General features: G+C 61.3%; 14 protein-coding genes and 1 pseudogene. 5 read left to right on the top strand and 10 right to left on the bottom strand.

Annotated features, from left to right (window positions below; all coding sequences use genetic code 11):
- Positions 1 to 293 precede the first annotated feature (293 nt).
- From alc to QRN48_RS03600, 4 genes are all read right to left on the bottom strand, one after another.
- Positions 294 to 1,289: an allantoicase gene (gene alc, locus QRN48_RS03615; RefSeq protein WP_285348955.1), complete on the bottom strand. Its 996-nt coding sequence runs from the start codon at positions 1,287 to 1,289 to the stop codon at positions 294 to 296.
- Positions 1,290 to 1,329: 40 nt separating this feature from the next.
- The gene (gene uraD, locus QRN48_RS03610; protein WP_285348953.1) at positions 1,330 to 1,845 is read right to left on the bottom strand and encodes a 2-oxo-4-hydroxy-4-carboxy-5-ureidoimidazoline decarboxylase; all 516 of its coding nucleotides are present in this window, start codon (positions 1,843 to 1,845) and stop codon (positions 1,330 to 1,332) included.
- On the bottom strand, positions 1,842 to 2,771 hold the full coding sequence (gene puuE / locus QRN48_RS03605) for an allantoinase PuuE (RefSeq protein WP_037011456.1): 930 nt from the start codon (positions 2,769 to 2,771) through the stop codon (positions 1,842 to 1,844). Before puuE ends, uraD begins: the two co-directional genes overlap by 4 nt.
- 135 nt (positions 2,772 to 2,906) lie before the next feature.
- Positions 2,907 to 3,095, bottom strand: coding sequence for a hypothetical protein (locus QRN48_RS03600; RefSeq protein WP_285348951.1), 189 nt, complete (start codon positions 3,093 to 3,095; stop codon positions 2,907 to 2,909).
- Positions 3,096 to 3,159: 64 nt separating this feature from the next.
- Between QRN48_RS03600 and uraH the strand changes: the two genes are divergently transcribed.
- Positions 3,160 to 3,513, top strand: coding sequence for a hydroxyisourate hydrolase (gene uraH / locus QRN48_RS03595; protein WP_037011453.1), 354 nt, complete (start codon positions 3,160 to 3,162; stop codon positions 3,511 to 3,513).
- Positions 3,514 to 3,600: 87 nt separating this feature from the next.
- Here the strand turns inward: uraH and QRN48_RS03590 are convergent, their stop codons facing one another.
- Complete coding sequence (locus QRN48_RS03590; RefSeq protein ID WP_037011451.1) at positions 3,601 to 4,227, bottom strand: LysE family translocator; 627 nt, start codon at positions 4,225 to 4,227, stop codon at positions 3,601 to 3,603.
- 184 nt (positions 4,228 to 4,411) lie between these two features.
- Here QRN48_RS03590 and QRN48_RS25145 point away from each other — a divergent pair.
- Positions 4,412 to 4,456: pseudogene (locus QRN48_RS25145) on the top strand (hypothetical protein); the annotation flags it as partial.
- A 23-nt stretch (positions 4,457 to 4,479) separates the two neighbouring features.
- Here QRN48_RS25145 and QRN48_RS03585 read toward each other — a convergent pair.
- A complete protein-coding gene (locus QRN48_RS03585; RefSeq protein WP_191945356.1) occupies positions 4,480 to 5,826 on the bottom strand; it encodes an NCS2 family permease in 1,347 nt (448 codons plus the stop codon).
- Positions 5,827 to 6,183: 357 nt separating this feature from the next.
- Here QRN48_RS03585 and QRN48_RS03580 point away from each other — a divergent pair, with 357 nt between their 5' ends.
- Positions 6,184 to 6,948: a GntR family transcriptional regulator gene (locus tag QRN48_RS03580; RefSeq protein ID WP_037011449.1), complete on the top strand. Its 765-nt coding sequence runs from the start codon at positions 6,184 to 6,186 to the stop codon at positions 6,946 to 6,948.
- Between the two features lie 581 nt (positions 6,949 to 7,529).
- On the opposite strand, the gene guaD is transcribed toward QRN48_RS03580, so the two are convergent.
- The 4 genes from guaD to xdhA form a co-directional block, all read right to left on the bottom strand.
- Entirely contained in the window at positions 7,530 to 8,870 is a 1,341-nt protein-coding gene (gene guaD / locus QRN48_RS03575; RefSeq protein ID WP_285348948.1) for a guanine deaminase, read from the bottom strand.
- 23 nt (positions 8,871 to 8,893) lie between these two features.
- Positions 8,894 to 9,733 carry a xanthine dehydrogenase accessory protein XdhC gene (xdhC, locus tag QRN48_RS03570; protein ID WP_285348946.1) on the bottom strand — a complete coding sequence of 280 codons (840 nt, stop codon included), beginning with the start codon at positions 9,731 to 9,733 and terminating at the stop codon, positions 8,894 to 8,896.
- A 73-nt stretch (positions 9,734 to 9,806) separates the two neighbouring features.
- Positions 9,807 to 12,233: a xanthine dehydrogenase molybdopterin binding subunit gene (gene xdhB, locus QRN48_RS03565; protein WP_285348944.1), complete on the bottom strand. Its 2,427-nt coding sequence runs from the start codon at positions 12,231 to 12,233 to the stop codon at positions 9,807 to 9,809.
- Positions 12,226 to 13,695, bottom strand: coding sequence for a xanthine dehydrogenase small subunit (xdhA, locus tag QRN48_RS03560; protein WP_191946085.1), 1,470 nt, complete (start codon positions 13,693 to 13,695; stop codon positions 12,226 to 12,228). The genes xdhB and xdhA overlap by 8 nt, the downstream gene beginning before the upstream one ends.
- Before the next feature lie 319 nt (positions 13,696 to 14,014).
- Here xdhA and QRN48_RS03555 point away from each other — a divergent pair, with 319 nt between their 5' ends.
- Both QRN48_RS03555 and smc read left to right on the top strand, forming a co-directional pair.
- On the top strand, positions 14,015 to 14,674 hold the full coding sequence (locus QRN48_RS03555) for a GntR family transcriptional regulator (protein WP_191946084.1): 660 nt from the start codon (positions 14,015 to 14,017) through the stop codon (positions 14,672 to 14,674).
- A 3-nt stretch (positions 14,675 to 14,677) separates the two neighbouring features.
- The gene (smc, locus tag QRN48_RS03550) at positions 14,678 to 18,166 is read left to right on the top strand and encodes a chromosome segregation protein SMC (protein WP_285348941.1); all 3,489 of its coding nucleotides are present in this window, start codon (positions 14,678 to 14,680) and stop codon (positions 18,164 to 18,166) included.
- Positions 18,167 to 18,420 lie beyond the last annotated feature (254 nt).

Here is an 18,420-nt window from a genome sequence, read left to right as displayed (position 1 = left end):
TCAGAATGAAAGCGCGTCCTCGCGGACACGGATCGTTAATGACAATGCGTCCGTGCGAACACGGATCGTTGATGACAATGCGTCCCTGCGGACACGGATCGTTTGGGCTTGCACATTCCTGTAGGAGCCGGCTTGCTGGCGAAGAGGCCTGTTCGACCGCCACACACGCCTGGCGGTCTGTCCACCGGGTTCGCCAGCAAGCCGGCTCCTACAGGTTCATGCGTTGCTCCTCCCAAGGCGTTCCCACGCGGAGCGCGGGAACGATCGAACCGTTCAGTCGCGCTCGTCAGGCGTTACTTCGCAACTTTGCCCAGCACCCGCAGCCGGCTCACGCCGCCATCGGGGAACACGTTCAGGCGAATGTGCGTGATCGGCCCCAGCGCCTTGATCTGCTCGACGAAGGTGTGTTCGGCGTGCATCTCCAGCTTTTGGCTGGGCAGCAACTCACGCCAGAACAGGCTCTGTGTTTCGATCTGACTGTCGGTGCCGCCTTTGACGAACGCCGCCTGGATCGAGCAGCTGTCCGGGTAGTTGCCCTTGAAGTGCAGGGTGTCGACCACGACTTGCTCAACCTCACCCGCATGGCCGAGGGCGACAATCACCCAGTCATTGCCGGGCGTGCGGCGGCGTGCTGTTTCCCAGCCGTCGCCCATGTTCGCACCACGGCCCGGGTTGAGGATGTTGCTCATGCGCCCGAAATGCTCGTCTGAACAGGCCAGTGCGCGACCGCCATTCAATGCAGCGGCGAGGTCGATCTGTTCGTTATCGCCCACGGCTGACCAGTCCCGGTGCGGCACGCCGTACACTCGAAGACGCGCCACGCCGCCGTCCGGGTAGATGTTGAAACGCAAATGGCTGTACGCCTTGGCGTCGCTGATCTCGTGGTAATGGTGGCTGTCGCCTTTGAGCTCTACCGCGCCCAGCACTTCGCTCCAGACGGTGTTGTCATCCGGCTCACCCGACGCCAGGAAGCAGCCTTCCAGCGAGGCGGATGGCGGGTAGTTGCCGGTGAAGTACGAGGTGTCGATGTCCACGCCCTTGATGCTCCCGGCGACGCCCAGACGGATCACCGCGCTGTCGTAACCTTCAAAACGCTTGCGCCTCGATTCCCAGCCATCCATCCACTTGCCGTTGTCGTCGAACACGCCTTCCTTCCACACCGCCGGGGTGGGCTGGAACAGGCGGTTGGCGTCGGCGAACCAGTCATCGGTGACGGAGAGGATCTTCGTCCCGAGACGCGCATCGGCCAGGTTGACGAACTTCTCGAAGGGTGCGGCGTAAGCTTTCATTCTTTTTGTCTGCCTTTGTGGGTGGGCGTGGGAGGGTCGGTCAGAGGGCTTGCAGGCGGAACATCGCGATCTTGTTGATCTCGTCGAGCGCGCAGGTGAACTCGGCGTCGGCCGTGTGGTGAATGCGCGTCTCGAATGCCGCGAGGATCTGATGCCGGTTGCTGCCTTTCACCGCCATGATGAAGGGGAACGCGAATTTCGCTTTGTAGGCGTCGTTCAGCTCGGTGAAGCGCTGGAACTCTTCGGCCGTGCAGTGGTGAATACCGGCGCCCGCCTGTTCAGAGGTGCTGGCTTCGGTCAGTTGGCCTTGCACGGCGGCTTTGCCGGCAAGGTCCGGGTGCGCGTTGATCAGTGCCAGTTGCGCGGCGTGATCAGCGCTCAACAGGATGTCGCTCATGCGTGCATGCAGCGTCTCGATGTCGTCCAGCTCGTGCAACTGGCCCCGGTCATACGCCTGTTCGGCGACCCACGGCGAGTGTTCGTAGACATCGGCAAAGGCCTGGACGAACGCCTCGCGGCCTAGGGAGGAGGGGGTCAGGGTCTGAAAGCGGCTCATTCGGCAGCTCCGTGGTTGAAGGGGTGGACCTGATGCCAGTGGCGCGCGATTTCGACCCGGCGCGCGAACCAGACCTGTTGGTGGCCTTTGACGTATTCGAGGAAACGCTGCAGCGAGGCCAGCCGGGCGGGGCGGCCAATGAGCCGGCAGTGCAGGCCGATGGAAAGCATCTTTGGCGCCTCGGCACCCTCGGCGTAGAGCACATCGAAGGCGTCTTTCAGGTAGTCGAAAAAGTCGTCGCCCTTGTTGAAACCCTGCACCTGGGTGAAGCGCATGTCATTGGTGTCCAGCGTGTAGGGGATCACCAGATGCGGTTTGCCGGTGGGTGTGTTCGGCTCCCAGTAAGGCAGGTCGTCATCGTAGGTGTCGCAGTCGTACAGAAAACCGCCTTCTTCCATAACCAGCCGCCGGGTGTTGGGCCCCGTACGGCCGGTGTACCAGCCCAGCGGACGCTCGCCGGTGAGTTCGGTGAGGATGCGGATGGCTTCGAGCATGTGCTCGCGTTCCTGAGCCTCGTCCATGTTCTGGTAGTCGATCCAGCGATAACCGTGGCTGCAGATCTCATGGCCGGCCTCCACCATGGCGCGGATCACATCGGGATGGCGTTGCGCGGCCATGGCCACGGCGAAAATGGTCAGCGGGATGTCGAATTGCTTGAACAGCTTGAGCACGCGCCACACGCCGGCACGGCTGCCGTACTCATAGAGCGATTCCATGCTCATGTTGCGCTGGCCCTGCAGCGGTTGCGCGGCGACCATTTCCGACAGGAACGCTTCGGACTCCTTATCCCCGTGCAGAATATTGCGCTCGCCGCCTTCTTCGTAATTGAGCACGAACGACAGCGCGATCCGGGCATTGCCCGGCCAGCGGGGATGGGGCGGGTTACTGCCGTAACCGATCAGGTCGCGTGGGTAGTCGGCGCTCACTGGATCTTCCTTATCTGCGTGTGTGCTGTGGCAAAGTGCATTCGGCGATGGCTGCTCACCACCGAGACGGTCATTGCGGTGTGAGATTGTATACAACTTTATTTACAAGTTGTAACGCTGTTTTTCCGCTCATTCTCACTTTTGTCCTCGGAAAAGGCGCTGCAAGAAACCTGCCTGCTTGGTCAAATAATCGTCTTCCGATGCCTTTGCCGCATCGATTGCGGCAACGATGGGGTTGCCCGGCAGTGAAAGGGAATTAGCTACCAGGTACTGATTTTTAATTGTGTACAATCCATGGCGAAACTGTCTTAATTCAGACGTCATCTGATCGAGGACGCTCTTTTCCGGTGCGTTCAGGTCTCACACCTAACTCAGGAGGCTTCACGCCATGGGACGACTCACCACTCACGTGCTGGACGCTGCTCACGGTTGCCCCGGCAGTTCGCTGCGCATTGCCCTTTACCGGGTCGAGGGCGATCAGCTGGAGAAAATTGCCGAGGCGCTGACCAACAGCGACGGACGCTGCGATGCGCCGTTGTTGCAGGGCGATGACTACCGCTCAGGCGTCTATCAGCTGCAGTTTCAGGCGGGCGATTACTTTCGCAGCAAGGGCGTGCAGTCAGGCGGGCAGGCGTTTCTTGATGAGGTGGTGCTGCGCTTTGGCATCGATGCCGGGCAAGATCATTACCACGTCCCGCTGCTGATCTCGCCCTACAGTTATTCGACCTACCGCGGCAGCTAAGCGGCTGCCGCTCCATCGCTTTGCCCCTGTTGCTCTTGCCCGCTCACACTGCGGGCTTTTTTTCGTCCCTTGCTTTCCACCTTGAAGTCAGTGGCTGATCAATGCGGCGGTCCCCGCACTGCCGAAAAGGCCGGCGCTGACGCGGTTGAACCAGGTCTGACCCTTGCCGGTGCGCAGGTAGCGGGCGGCGCTTTGGGCGCTGAGCCCGTAGAACAATTTGCAGCTCAGGTCGAGCACCGTCCAGGTGATGATCATGGTGATCAACTGGCCGAGAAACGGCTCGTCGGCGCGGAGAAACTGCGGCAGAAAGGCTGCGAAAAACAGGATGTCCTTGGGGTTGCTGCCACCCAGCACGAACGCGCGCCAGAACAGTGAGCCAAAGGCCGGTTTGCTGAGCGCATCGGGCACCTCGGCAGCGGTGGCAGGCCGGCGCGATTGTTGCCAGCTCTGCCAGGCGAGGTAAAACAGGTACAGACCGCCGACGATCTTCAACGCGCTGAAGAGCTGTTCGGACGCCAGCAGCAATGCGCCCAGCCCCAGCGCCGAGGCGCTGAGTAGGCAGATCGATGCGCAAACGCCACCGAGGAAGGCGGGGTAGGACCGCAACAGGCCGTAGTTGAGGCTGTTGCCGATCATCAGCAACGACAGCGGGCCGGGGATCAGAATCACCACCAGCGCGGCGCCGCTGAACAGCAGCCAGGTGTCCAGTGTCATGGGTGTTCTCCTTGTCGGTTTAAATCGAAAATATTGCCTGCGACCCCGATTCACTATCTGGCGCCAATCCACTGTAGGAGCCGGCTTGCTGGCGAACGCGGTGCGTCAAACGGTTCATCCTTGGGCGTTGCAGCGGGTTCGCCAGCAAGCCGGCTCCTACAAAGTCCGCGTATGACCGTGATCCATCCCTTGCCCGCTATGCATCCTGCAGCGGTACGCGCTGTTGTTCATCAGCGCTGTCTGGGTGATGGCTTACAAAAACACAAACTTGGCGATGAAAATCGCGCACAGCACCCACAGGCTGACCGAGATCTCCCGGTGCCGACCGGTGCCTGCCTTGAGCACCACATAGGTGATGAACCCCAGCGCGATCCCGTCCGCCACTGAAAACGTCAGCGGCATCATGATCGCGGTGACTATCGCCGGGATGCTGTCGGTGGCCTCATCCCAATCAATGTGCGCCATACCGCCCATCATCAGCATCGCCACGTAGATCAACGCGCCTGCGGTCGCGTAAGCGGGAATCATGCCAGCCAGCGGGGCGAAAAACATCGCCGCCACGAACAGCACGCCCACGGTCACGGCGGTCAGACCTGTCTTGCCGCCCGCCGCCACGCCCGAGGCGCTTTCCACATAGCTGGTCACCGGCGGCACACCGACCATGGCGCCGAATACGCTGGACGCGCTGTCCGCTTTCAACGCCCGCGAGAGGTTTTCAATGCGGCCATCCTCACGCACCAAACCGGCGCGTTGTGCCACACCCATGAGCGTGCCGGCCGTGTCAAACATGTGTACGAACAGAAATGCCAGCACCACGCTGATCATGCTGACGTTGAACACGCCGGCCAGGTCCATCGCCATCCAGGTCGGTGCCAGGCTCGGCGGCATGGAAAAGATGCCGCCGTAATGCACCAGCCCCAAGCCCCAGCCTGCCAGGGTCACGGCAATGATGCTGATCAGGATCGCGCCGAACACCCGGTGATAACTGAGCACGGCAATCATCAGAAAACAGATGGCCGCGAGCAGCGGACCGGGTTCGCGCAACGAGCCGAGCTTGATCAGCGTCGCCGGGCTGTCCACCACAATGCCCGCTGTCTTCAGGCCGATCAGCCCCAGAAACAGCCCGACCCCGGCGCCCATGGCGTAGCGCAGGCTGACCGGAATGCTATTGAGCAGCCATTCGCGGATGCGCGACAGCGTCAGAATCATGAAGATCACGCCCGAGACGAAGACCGCGCCCAGCGCCGTTTCCCAGCTGTAGCCCATGGTGCCGACCACGGTGTAGGTAAAAAAGGCGTTCAGGCCCATGCCCGGCGCCAGTCCGACAGGCCAGTTGGCGTATAGCCCCATCAGCAGGCAACCCAACGCGGCGGCGATGCAGGTGGCGACGAATGCCGCGCCATGATCGATCCCGGCATCGGCCATGATGTTGGGGTTGACGAAGATGATGTAGGCCATGGTGATGAAGGTCGTCAGGCCGGCCAGTAACTCGGTCCGGACCGTCGTGCCATGCAGGCTCAGCTTGAAAAGCCGCTCCAGCACACCTTTGTGCGGCGACGTGAGGTCGAGTGGCGCGGCTTCGGTTTTGCGACTTTCCACAGTGAAATCCTCGGGGTGTTTTTGTTGTTATTGCAAAGCCGACGGCAGGCTTTGGGAGGCGGTGGACCTGACAGGCCTGTTTGTTGACTGCGAGGTCAGAAACGTGCACGAGGGGATTATGCGTTTGTATACAAATATTGCAAATAATGTTTTTTATTATGTGTGCTTTATGGGTCGGATTGTATGCATATGTATCCTGCTTTTACGGGCCTGTGCAGACGGGGTCGGCTGTGTACAATGCGCCATTACTTTTACTGTGACTTTGCCGGGATATCTGCTATTGGTTGCTTCAACAGTGGTCGTACCCGCCCTGATCACGGCAAGGCCCAGCGCCGGATTCTGTTCCCACGAGTGCCCATGAACGATCAGTTGCAACCCCTCAAGAAACACCCGCGTCCGACCAAGTCCGGCCGCAGCGGAACCCAGGACGACATCGTCTACGCGCATATCTTCGAGGCCATTCTCGAACAGCGTCTCGCGCCAGGTACCAAGTTGAGTGAAGAAGCCCTCGGTGAGATCTTCGGCGTGAGCCGTACGATCATCCGCCGCGCATTGTCGCGTCTGGCCCATGAAGGCGTGGTGTTGCTGCGTCCCAACCGTGGCGCTGTGGTCGCCAGCCCCAGTGTTGAAGAAGCGCGTCAGGTGTTCTTCGCCCGGCGCCTGGTGGAAAAGGCCATCACTGAACTGGCCGTCGAGCACGCCACTGCCGAGCAGTTGGGCGAGCTGCGGCAGATGGTCAGCGATGAACGTGACAGCTTTGCCAAAGGGGATCGTGGCGCAGGTATTCGCCTGTCCGGGGAATTTCATCTGAAACTGGCGGAAGCGGCGAAAAACGCGCCGTTGATCAGTTTCCAGCGCAGCTTGGTGTCGCAGACCTCGCTGATCATCGCCCAGTACGAAAGCGGCAATCGCTCGCATTGCTCGTACGACGAACATACCCAGTTGATCGACGCCATCGAAGCCCGCGACGCGGCGCTGGCCGTCGACCTGATGATGCATCACATGGATCACATCGACAGCAAACTCAACCTCGACGAAGACAGCGCCTCGGACGACCTCCACGCCGTGTTCTCGCACCTGATGCTGCCAAAGAAAAAAGCCGGCCGCAGCACCGCGGCCTGACCCCACCCGTTCGCCGCAGAGCCTCTGGGAGTGAGCTTGCTCACGATTGCCTCGGGTCAGCAATGCATGCGGTGGCTGAAGGAATGCCATCGCGAGCAAGCTCACTCCTACAGTGGTTGGTGGTATTCGCGAATGGTTGATCTGGCCAAGGACCTGTAGGAGCGCGCTTGCCCGCGAACACGGTGGGTCAGCAATGCATGCGGTGGCTGAAAGAATGCCATCGCGAGCAAGCTCACTCCTACAGTGGTTGGTGGTATTCGCGAATGGTTGATCTGGCCAAGGACCTGTAGGAGCGCGCTTGCCCGCGAACACGGTGGGTCAGCAATGCATGCGGTGGCTGGAAGGATGCCATCGCGAGCAAGCTCACTCCCACATGGACCCTGTTTGCTGCGCGACAGCGCGGCGTCTGGACGACGACGAATCTCCTACATTTTCTGACGCTCATCCAATCCGCATTGAACGCACATCACTGTAGGAGCAATCGGAGGTTACGACGGTCGCGAAGCGGCGGGCCTGCGACATCAATGTCGGCTGACACACCGCATTCGCAGACAAGCGCTTCTACCGTTCGCGGCGCTGCCTTACCGCTTATGCACCAACACCCCCGCCGAATACGTTTCGCTGACGGTGCGGTCGTCGCCCAGCGTCATCAACACAAACAGCTGCTCTTCAATGCTCGTCGCCTGCTTCATGCGGTACGACAGCAGCGGTGTGGCGTTGAAATCCAGCACCACAAAATCCGCTTCGCTGCCCGCCTGCAGGTTGCCGATCTTGTCTTCCAGCCGCAGTGCGCGAGCCCCGCCAAGAGTCGCCAGGTACAGGGATTTGAACGGGCTCAGCCTCGCTCCCTGCAATTGCATGACCTTATAAGCCTCGTTCAATGTGTGCAGCAGCGAAAAACTGGTCCCCGCGCCGACATCGGTGCCCAGGCCGACGTTGACCTTGTGCCGCTCCGCCATCGGCAAATCGAACAGCCCGCTGCCCAGAAACAGGTTCGACGTCGGGCAGAAGGCAATGGCCGACCCGGTTTCGGCCAGGCGCTCACATTCCTCGTCGCACAAATGAACGCCGTGGGCGAACACCGAGCGTTGGCCCAGCAAGTTGAAATGGTCGTACACGTCCAGGTAGTTTTTGTGCTCGGGGAACAGCGCCTTGACCCATTCGATCTCTTTCAGGTTTTCACTGATGTGGGTCTGCAGGTAAAGATCCGGGTATTCGGTCAACAGTTGGCCGGCGAGGGTCATTTGCTCCGGCGTGCTGGTTGGCGCGAACCGTGGCGTCACCGCGTAATGCAACCGGCCCTTGCCATGCCAGCGCTCGATCAGCGCCTTGCTGTCGTCATAGCTGGACTGCGCGGTGTCCACCAGATAATCCGGCGCGTTGCGGTCCATCATCACTTTGCCGGCGATCAGCCGCAGGTTGAGCTTCTTGGCGGCACTGAACAGCGCCTCCACCGACGCCTTGTGACGGCTGCCGAACACCAGCGCCGTGGTGGTGCCGTTGCGCAGCAATTCGTTGAGAAAGATGTCGGCGACTTGCGCCGAGTGCTCGGGGTCTTCGAACTGCTTTTCGCAGGGGAAAACGTAGGTGTTGAGCCAGTCAAGCAACTGCTCGCCGTAGGACCCGATCATGCCGGTCTGCGGCAGATGGATATGGGTGTCGATGAAGCCCGCGGTAATGAGCGCGTCGTCATATGCCACCACTTCGACGTCGTCGGCGAGCGTGGCCAGCAAGTCTTCTGCATTGCCGAGCGCGACGATACGACCGTCTTCAACCAGCATCAGGCCGTCTGCGAAGTATTCGTACGACGCCTCCACGCCCACCTCGGCGGGGTCGGCGAGGCTGTGCACGATCGCGGCGCGGTACGCTTTTTTAGCGTGGGGCAGTGCTTGGGGCAGTGCTTGGGACAGAGGGGTCGTCATGTCTGGATTCGTTCTTCAGGGATTCAGGGCGTCAGGCTGCGGCGTGAGGCCGGCAGCAGACGGGCGACAGGTTCGGCGGACACGCTGTGCTCGCCGAAATGAGCGTTGTAGGTGGCAATCACTTCGCCGGCGATGGACACGGCGATTTCCATGGGCAGCTTGCCTTTGACCTCGGTGAGGCCCATCGGGCAACGCATGCGCTGCAGCGCAGCGGCGTCGAAGCCACGATCACGCAAGCGGTGTTCGAATTTGACGCGTTTGGTTTTCGAGCCAATCAGCCCGAAATAGCCGAAGTCACCCCGCTTGAGGATCGCTGCGGCCAACTCCAGGTCCAGTTGATGGTTGTGGGTCATGACGATGCAATAGCTGCCGGCCGGTAGATTGTCGACTTCTTCGATGACGTCCTCGGTCAGCACCTGCGTCACGCCCTCGGGCAGATGCGCTGGGAATTCAGTCTCGCGAGAATCGATCCAGCGCACCCGGCAGGGCAGGCTGGCAAGCAAGGGCACCAGCGCACGACCGACGTGACCGGCACCGAACACAGCGATATGCGCCTGGGGCTCGCCCATCGGTTCGAACAGCAGGACATTCACCCCGCCGCAGCACTGACCCAGGCTGGCGCCAAGGCTAAAGCGCTCCAGTCGGGTGTGCCCACTGCCACTGGCGAGCATGTCCCGGGCGATTTCCATCGCCTTGAACTCCAGGTGACCGCCGCCAATGGTGTCGAAAATGCGCTTGGCGCTGACCACCATTTTCGAGCCGGCATTGCGTGGCGTCGAGCCGCGTTCCTCGATGATGGTCACCAGCACACAGGCCTCGCCCTGGCGCTGCAGATCGGCGAGGGCGCTGATCCAGTTATTCATGTGATTCTCCTCATCGAACATCGATCGTACCCACGCTCTGCGTGGGCACGGCGGCTATGACGCTCGGCGTCGCTCAATCGGCGCGGAGGGTCTCGGGCTGCATTCCCACGCGGAGCGTGGGCACGATCTGCGAAGCCGCTGAATTGCGTCGCAACGCGCGCATTTGCTCACATCCCCACAACACCCGTTCCGGCGTCGCAGGTGCATCAATCCTTGGCTGATGCCGGTAATCCCCCAGGCTCGCGACGGCGTCCTTGATCGCACACCAGGCGGCGATCCCCAGCATGAACGGTGGCTCACCCACAGCTTTGGAGTGGAACACCGTGTCCTCGGGGTTCTTGCGGTTCTCGACGAGTTTTACGCGCAGGTCCGCCGGCATGTCGGCCACCGCAGGAATCTTGTAACCCGCCGGGCCGTTGGTCATCAGCTTGCCCTTGTCGTTCCACACCAGCTCTTCAGTCGTCAGCCAACCCATGCCTTGAATGTAGCCGCCTTCTACCTGGCCGATGTCGATGGCCGGGTTCAGTGAGGCGCCGACGTCATGCAGAATGTCCGTGCGCAGCATCTTGTACTCACCGGTCAGCGTGTCCACCAGCACCTCGGTACACGCCGCACCGAAGGCGAAATAGTAGAAAGGCCGGCCGCGCGCCTGGCTGCGATCGTAGAAAATCTTTGGCGTCTTGTAGTAGCCGGTGCTCGACAGCGACACCTGGCCCATCCAAGCCTGCTGCGCCAGGGTGTCGAAGCTGATCACTTGGTCGCCAACGCGCACGTGGCCGTTGCGAAATTCCACGCGCGACTCATCGCACTGGTAATGCTTCGCCGCGAATTCCACCAGCCGCTGCTTGAGGATTTCCGCCGCGTTCTGCGCTGCCTTGCCGTTCAGGTCGGCCCCGCTGGACGCGGCCGTTGGCGAGGTGTTCGGCACCTTGTCAGTGTTGGTCGCGGTGATTTGCACGCGGTCGATATCGACCTGGAACACCTCGGCCACCACCTGCGCCACTTTCACGTTCAGCCCCTGACCCATCTCGGTGCCGCCATGATTGAGGTGGATGCTGCCGTCGGTGTAAATGTGGATCAGCGCGCCAGCCTGATTGAGGAAACTGGCGGTAAAGGAAATGCCGAATTTCACCGGGGTCAGTGCCAGGCCTTTCTTCAACACCGGGCTGCTGGCGTTGTAGGCCTGGATGGCTTTGCGTCGCTCCACGTAGTCGCAGCTTTGCTCCAGCTCGGCGGTCATCTCTTCAAGCATGTTGTGCTCGACCGTCTGGTAGTAGTGCGTCACGTTGCGCTCGGTCTTGCCGTAATAATTCGCCTTGCGCACCGCCAGCGGGTCCTTGCCCAGATGCCGGGCGATGACGTCCATTACTTCCTCGATGGCGACCATGCCCTGCGGGCCGCCGAAGCCGCGGTAGGCGGTATTCGATGCAGTGTTGGTCTTGCAGCGATGACCGTTGATGGTGGCATCGCCCAGGTAGTAAGCGTTATCGGCGTGGAACATCGCGCGGTCGACGATCGAGGCCGACAAATCGGGCGAGTAACCGCAATTGCCGGCCAGGTCCAGCTGGATGCCTTGCAGGCGCCCATCGCTGTCAAACCCCACGTCGTATTCGACATAAAACGGATGACGCTTGCCGGTCATCATCATGTCTTCCATGCGCGGCAGGCGCATCTTGGTCGGTTGCCCGGTGAGGCGAGCGATCACTGCGCACAGGCAAGCCGGGCTCGCGGCCTGGGTTTCCTTGCCGCCGAAGCCACCGCCCATGCGCCGCATGTCCACGACGACTTTGTTCATCGAAACGTCCAGCACTTCGGCGACGAGCTTTTGCACTTCGGTCGGATTCTGCGTCGAGCAGTAGACGATCATGCCGCCATCTTCAGTGGGCATGACCGAAGAAATCTGCGTCTCCAGATAGAAATGCTCCTGGCCGCCGATGTGCAGCGTGCCCTGAAGCCGGTGGGGCGCGGACGCCAGGGCGGTGGCCGAATCGCCGCGCTGGTGAGTGTGGCTGTCGAGCACGAAGTGCTTGTTGCGATACGCCTGAACCACGTCCAGCACCGGCTCCAGGTCTTCGTACTCAATGATCGCGGCCATCGCCGCCTTGCGCGCGGTTTCCAGATCCCGAGCCGCCACGGCAATCACCGGCTGACCAACGAACTCCACCGTGTCGATGGCCAGCAACGGGTCGCCCGGCAGCAGCGGACCGATGTCCTTCAAACCCGGAATGTCGTCGTGGGTGATGGCGATGCGCACACCCTCGAAGGCGTAGCAAGGCGATACGTCGACGCGAACGATGCGCGCGTGGGCACGATCGGACAGGCGTGCGTAGACGTGCAGCTGATTGGGGAATTCCAGACGGTCATCGATGTAAATCGCTTCGCCGGACACGTGCTTGTCGGCACTGTCGTGCTTGACGCTTCGGCCGACGCCGGTGGTCAGGTCCTGTTGAAACAGGGCGAGCATGTCCTCTTGGGACCTGGCTGAATGATGGTTAGACATAGTCTGTCACCCGCGTCTGAATGTGGGGCGTCTTCACTTCAATGAAGTACTTGCGCAACAGGTTTTGCGCGCTGAGCAGCCGGTATTCCTTGCTCGCGCGGAAATCCGTCAGCGGGGTGAAATCTTCTGCCAGCGCCCCACAGGCACGCTCCACGGTGGCCTCGGTCCACGGCTGCCCGATCAGCGCCTGCTCGCAGCGCGTGGCACGTTTGGGAATGGCCGCCATCCCGCCAAATGCGGCGCGGGCGTCGACGATGACGTCGTTTTCCACCTGCAGCCGGAACGCCGCACAGACCGCCGAAATATCGTCGTCCAGCCGCTTGGATACCTTGTAGGCGCGGAACGTCTGTCGGGCGTTGGCCTTGGGCACGATGATGCGCTCGATGAATTCGCTTTCCTGCCGCGCGGTCACGCGGTAGTCGATGAAGTAATCCTCCAGCGCCAGGATGCGGCGCTGCTCAGCTTTGCGCAGCACGATTTGCGCACCCAGAGCGATGAGCAGGGGCGGGGAGTCACCAATGGGCGAGGCGTTGCCGATGTTGCCACCGAGGGTGCCCTGATTGCGGATCTGCAGCGATGCAAAACGGTGCAGAAGCTGGCCGAAGTCCGGGTACTCGTGGCTCAGTGCGCCATAGCAGTCGGTGAGTGATGTGGCCGCGCCAATCTCGATGCGGTCGTCGAAGTGCTGGATTGTTTTCATCTCGGCGACGTTGCCGACGTAGATCATTACCGGCAGCGGGCGGTGGAACTGGGTGACTTCAAGGGCCAGATCGGTGCCGCCGGCCAACAGCCTGGCGTGGGGATGAGCACTGTAGAGATCGGCCAGATCGGCCACGGTCAGCGGCACCAGGCAGCGCTTGTCGCCGTTGTCCAGTTCGCCGGTTTGCGTCGGCACGATGGCCTTGAGGCGGGCAATGGTCTGGGCCTTCAGGGCATCGAACTGGTCCGCTTGCGGTGCAGTGCAGCATTGCTCGGCGGCAGCGAGAATCGGTCGATACCCGGTGCAGCGGCACAGGTTGCCGGCCAGGGCCTCGTGGGCCTGGGCCTGTCTGAATTCAGACGACGCGTTCTCGGTGCTGTTTTTCTGCAGTGCAAACAGCGACATGACGAAGCCTGGTGTACAGAACCCGCACTGTGAGCCGTGGCAGTCCACCATTGCCTGTTGAACGCTGTGCAATTGACCCCGATGTTTGAGGTCCTCGACGCTGAGCAATTGTTTGCCGTGCAGCGAGGCCACAAAGGTCAGGCAGGAGTTGAGGCTGCGATAACTCAGTTGCTCCTGTCCCGCAGCATCGGTGGTCAATTCGCCCACCACGACAGTGCACGCGCCGCAGTCCCCGCTGGCGCAACCCTCTTTGGTGCCGGACTTGTGCAGATGCTCGCGCAGGTAATTGAGCACCGTCACGTTGGGGTCCAGAGCGTGTTCGGTTTTCAGCTCTTGGTTCAGCAGAAACTGGATCACGGGTCGCGCCTCGTTCTTGTCGTTGATAAGCACCGCTCACAGCCGCCGACGAGCGTGTCATCGAACGTGTCGATGAATTTATCAGCTCTGACTATCGGGTCAATAAATTTCTGACTCAAAGGTCAAGAAAATCACTGTTTTGTTTCATTGCCGACCGACCGTCGTTGCTACAGCGGGTCGTGGCGGTGAGAACCAGTGGTCAGAACTTCCATGTTTCTGCTTATTTCGTGCCAGTTTCCACAGGATGGCCCTGCGCCACAGGTGAGCAGTGCGATACACTCCGCCGCTTGTTTGCAGCTAATGAAGTTGAAGGAAAGAAATGACGTTCAAGGCACCTGACAGCCTCGCCGAGCAGATCGCTCATCACCTTGCCGAACGGATCATCCGCGGCGAGCTCAAGCCGGGAGAGCGGATTCAGGAACAGAAAGTCACGGCCGCGCTGAATGTCAGCCGCGGTTCGGTGCGCGAAGCGTTGTTGATTCTGGAGCGTCGTCACCTGATCGTGATCCTGCCGCGCCGTGGTGCGCAGGTGTCGGTGCTGACCCCGCACAACATCACCAGCTTGTGCGCACTGATGAGCGAAATGTACATCCTGCTGGGCCTTGCCGTTGCGCGCAGCTGGAAAGAGCCGCTGGACCTCGCGCCCTTCATGCAGATCCAGCAGCGGCTGATCGCCAGTGGCGAGCGCCAGGACGTCAAAGCCTTCGTCGAAGACAGTTTCAACGTGATGCGCGCGGCCTATCCGTTCGCCAACAATCCCTACCTGGAAGAGACCGTCGAGAACCTGCAACCCTCGATGAGCCGCTTTTATTTCCTGGCGCTGGACCAGCGCCAGGCAGAAATGAGCGAGTACCTGACCCTCTTCAGTCAATTGCTTGAAGCGGTCGTGGTGCGAGATCTTGCGCGCATCCGCGATGTGCTCACCCGTTACGCCGAGCGCAGCTGCCAGTCCGTGCTGTCCGCCCTGGAAGCCAGCTGATCCATGCGCCTGAAGTGCATCAGGCTGGCGGGGTTCAAATCGTTCGTCGACCCGACGACCGTGAACTTCCCCAGCAACATGGCGGCCGTGGTCGGTCCCAACGGATGCGGCAAATCCAACATCATCGACGCGGTGCGCTGGGTCATGGGCGAAAGCTCGGCCAAGAACCTGCGCGGCGAGTCGATGACGGACGTTATCTTCAATGGCTCCACCAGCCGCAAGCCGGTGAGCCAGGCGAGCATCGAGCTGGTTTTCGACAATTCCGACGGCACGCTGGTCGGCGAATACGCCAGCTACGCGGAGATATCCATTCGCCGCAAAGTCACCCGCGACAGTCAGAACAGCTATTACCTGAACGGCATCAAATGCCGCCGCCGCGACATCACTGACATCTTCCTCGGCACCGGCCTGGGCCCGCGCAGCTACTCGATCATCGAGCAGGGCATGATCTCCAAGCTAATCGAAGCCAAGCCCGAGGACCTGCGCAATTTCATCGAAGAAGCGGCGGGCATCTCCAAGTACAAGGAGCGTCGTCGCGACACCGAAAACCGCATCCGGCGCACCCACGAGAACCTGGCACGCCTGACCGATTTGCGCGACGAACTGGGCCGTCAGCTGGAGCGTCTGCAGCGTCAGGCCCAGGCCGCCGAGAAATACCAGGAATACAAAGCCGAGGAGCGTCAGCTCAAGGCGCAGTTGTCGGCGTTGCGTTGGCAGGCGCTGAACGAACAAGTGGCGCAGCGCGAATCGGTGATCGGCAATCAGGAAGTCGGCTTCGAGGCGCTGGTGGCCGATCAGCGCAGTGCCGACGCCGCCATCGAACGCCTGCGTGATGGCCATCACGACCTCTCCGAGCGGTTCAATCTGGTACAGGGCCGTTTCTACTCGGTGGGCGGTGACATTGCGCGCGTCGAGCAAAGCATCCAGCACGGCCAGCAACGCTTGCGCCAGTTGCAGGATGACCTGCGCGAAGCCGAACGTGCGCGCCAGGAAACCGAATCCCATCTGGGCCATGACAGCACGCTGTTGGCCACGCTTGGCGAAGAGCTGGAAATGCTCGAGCCGGAACAGGACATTACCCTTGCGGCCGCCGAAGAATCCGCCGCCGCGCTGGAAGAAGCCGAAACCGCAATGCACGGCTGGCAGGAGCAGTGGGACGCTTTCAATCTCACCTCTGCCGAGCCCCGGCGTCAGGCCGAGGTGCAGCAGTCGCGCATCCAGCAGCTGGAAACCAGCCTGGAGCGTCTGGCCGAGCGTCAGCGGCGGTTGGGCGAAGAGCGCCAATTGCTCGCGGCTGATCCTGAAGACGCGGCCATTCTTGAACTCAGCGAGGACCTTGCTGCGCGCGACATGGCTCTCGAGGAACTGAATGCTGAAGAAGAGCAGCTCATCGAGCGCCTCGAGCAGTTGCGCGTCGATCTGCAGCAGGCCACGCAGTCGCAGCAACAGGCCCAGGGCGATTTGCAACGCCTCAACGGCCGCATCGCCTCGCTGGAGGCGCTGCAACAGGCGGCTCTTGATCCCGGCACCGGCACCGCCGAATGGCTGCGCGATCATCAACTGAGTGAGCGTCCGCGACTGGCCGAGGGGTTGCGCGTTGAGGCCGGGTGGGAGCTGGCGGTGGAGACCGTGCTGGGCGCCGATCTGAACGCTGTGCTGGTCGATGATTTTACCGGGCTCGACCTGGCCGGTTTCAGCCAGGGCGACCTGCGGCTGGTGAGCGCCGGCGCCGACGTGACGCGCATCCCTGGGAGTTTGCTCGACAAGGTCGAGACACAGGTCGATCTGACCCACTGGCTGGGCCCGGTCAAACCCGTTGAAACTCTTGACGATGCGCTGTCGCTGCGCGGCCAATTGAGCGCCGGGCAAAGCCTGATCAGCCGCGATGGCTACTGGGTCGGGCGGGATTTTCTGCGCGTGCGCCGGGCCAGCGAGGCCGAAAGCGGCGTGTTGGCCCGGGGGCAGGAATTGCAGCGTCTGGAGGCCGAGCGCGAAGAGCGCGAAGCCACGCTGGCGGCGCTGGATGAACAACTGCTCAGCCAGCGCGAGCAGCAGCGCACTCAGGAAGATCACCGCGAGCAATTGCGCCGCCGCTTGCAGGACGAAGCCCGTCAGCAAAGCGAGCTGAAAGCGCAGTTGTCCGCTGCCAAAGCCAAGGTCGAGCAGTTGACCCTGCGGCGCACCCGGCTGGACGAAGAATTAACCGAGCTCGCTGAACAGCGGGCCATGGAGCAGGAAACCCTCGGCGAGTCGCGCCTGCAACTGCAGGACGCCCTCGACAGCATGGCGCTGGACACCGAACAGCGCGAACTGCTGCTGGCCCGGCGCGACAGCCTGCGCGAGCGTCTGGATCGCGTGCGTCAGGAAGCTCGTCAGCACAAGGATCACGCCAACCAGCTGGCCGTGCGCCTCGGCTCATTGCGTGCCCAGCACGATTCCACGCGCCAGGCGCTGGAGCGTCTGGAGATGCAGTCCGAACGCCTGACCGAAAAGCGCGAGCAACTGAGCCTCAATCTGGAAGAGGGCGCCGCGCCGCTGGAAGAACTGCGCATGAAGCTCGAAGAGCTGCTGGAGAGGCGCATGGTGGTCGACGAGGAAATGCGCACCGCCAAGAACGCGCTGGAAGACGCTGATCGCGAGTTGCGCGACGCCGAGAAGCGCCGCACCCAGGCCGAGCAGCAATCGCAGCTGTTGCGCGGGCAGCTGGAGCAGCAGCGCCTGGAATGGCAAACCCTCACCGTGCGACGCAAGGCCTTGCAAGAGCAATTGCACGAAGACGGCTACGACCTGGACGGCGTTCTGGCGACCTTGACCGTTGAAGCGAACGAGAAAGATGCAGAGGACGAGCTGGAGCGCATCGCCGCGCGGATTCAGCGGCTGGGTGCGATTAACCTGGCGGCCATCGACGAGTATCAGCAGCAGTCCGAACGCAAACGCTACCTGGACGCGCAGGACGCCGATCTGGTCGAGGCGCTGGACACGCTTGAAAGCGTGATCCGCAAAATCGACAAGGAAACGCGCAACCGCTTCAAAGAGACCTTTGATCAGATAAACAGCGGAATTCAGGCACTCTTTCCAAAAGTTTTCGGTGGCGGCAGCGCTTACTTGGAACTGACGGGCGAAGATTTACTCGATACAGGGGTGACGATCATGGCGCGTCCTCCCGGCAAGAAAAACAGCACGATTCATTTGCTGTCCGGCGGTGAGAAGGCCTTGACCGCACTGGCACTCGTTTTCGCCATCTTCAAGCTCAACCCGGCGCCGTTCTGCATGCTCGATGAAGTCGACGCACCGCTGGACGACGCCAACGTGGGGCGCTATGCCCGGTTGGTCAAGGAGATGTCACAGACGGTGCAGTTCATCTACATCACCCACAACAAGATCGCCATGGAAATGGCCGATCAATTGATGGGCGTCACCATGCACGAACCCGGCTGTTCGCGGCTGGTGGCGGTAGACGTGGAGGAGGCGATGGCGCTGGTGGAGTCGTAGTGGATGCGCAGTTGATCGCGCGACGGTCATGCAGATTGATGGGCAAAGGTGGCAGTCGCACGACCCGTACAGGAACCACCGTTGCAGCGTGACAGATGCTTGTGACCTGCCAGATGTACGAGACGGTGTAAAGTTGCCTTTGGTCGTGCTAGCTTAATGGCCACTTTTTCATTTCGCGTGGGTAAAAGGCCATTCAGAACATAGAGTTGGCTCCACGTTTTAAAGGGGTTTGCGCCCTTAATTTTTCAGAATTT

The sequence above is a fragment of the Pseudomonas sp. ME-P-057 genome, assembly GCF_030208975.1.
GTDB lineage: Bacteria > Pseudomonadota > Gammaproteobacteria > Pseudomonadales > Pseudomonadaceae > Aquipseudomonas > Aquipseudomonas lutea.
The sequence above is the reverse complement of the archived record's forward strand: the minus strand, read 5'-3'. Positions and strand labels throughout refer to the sequence as shown.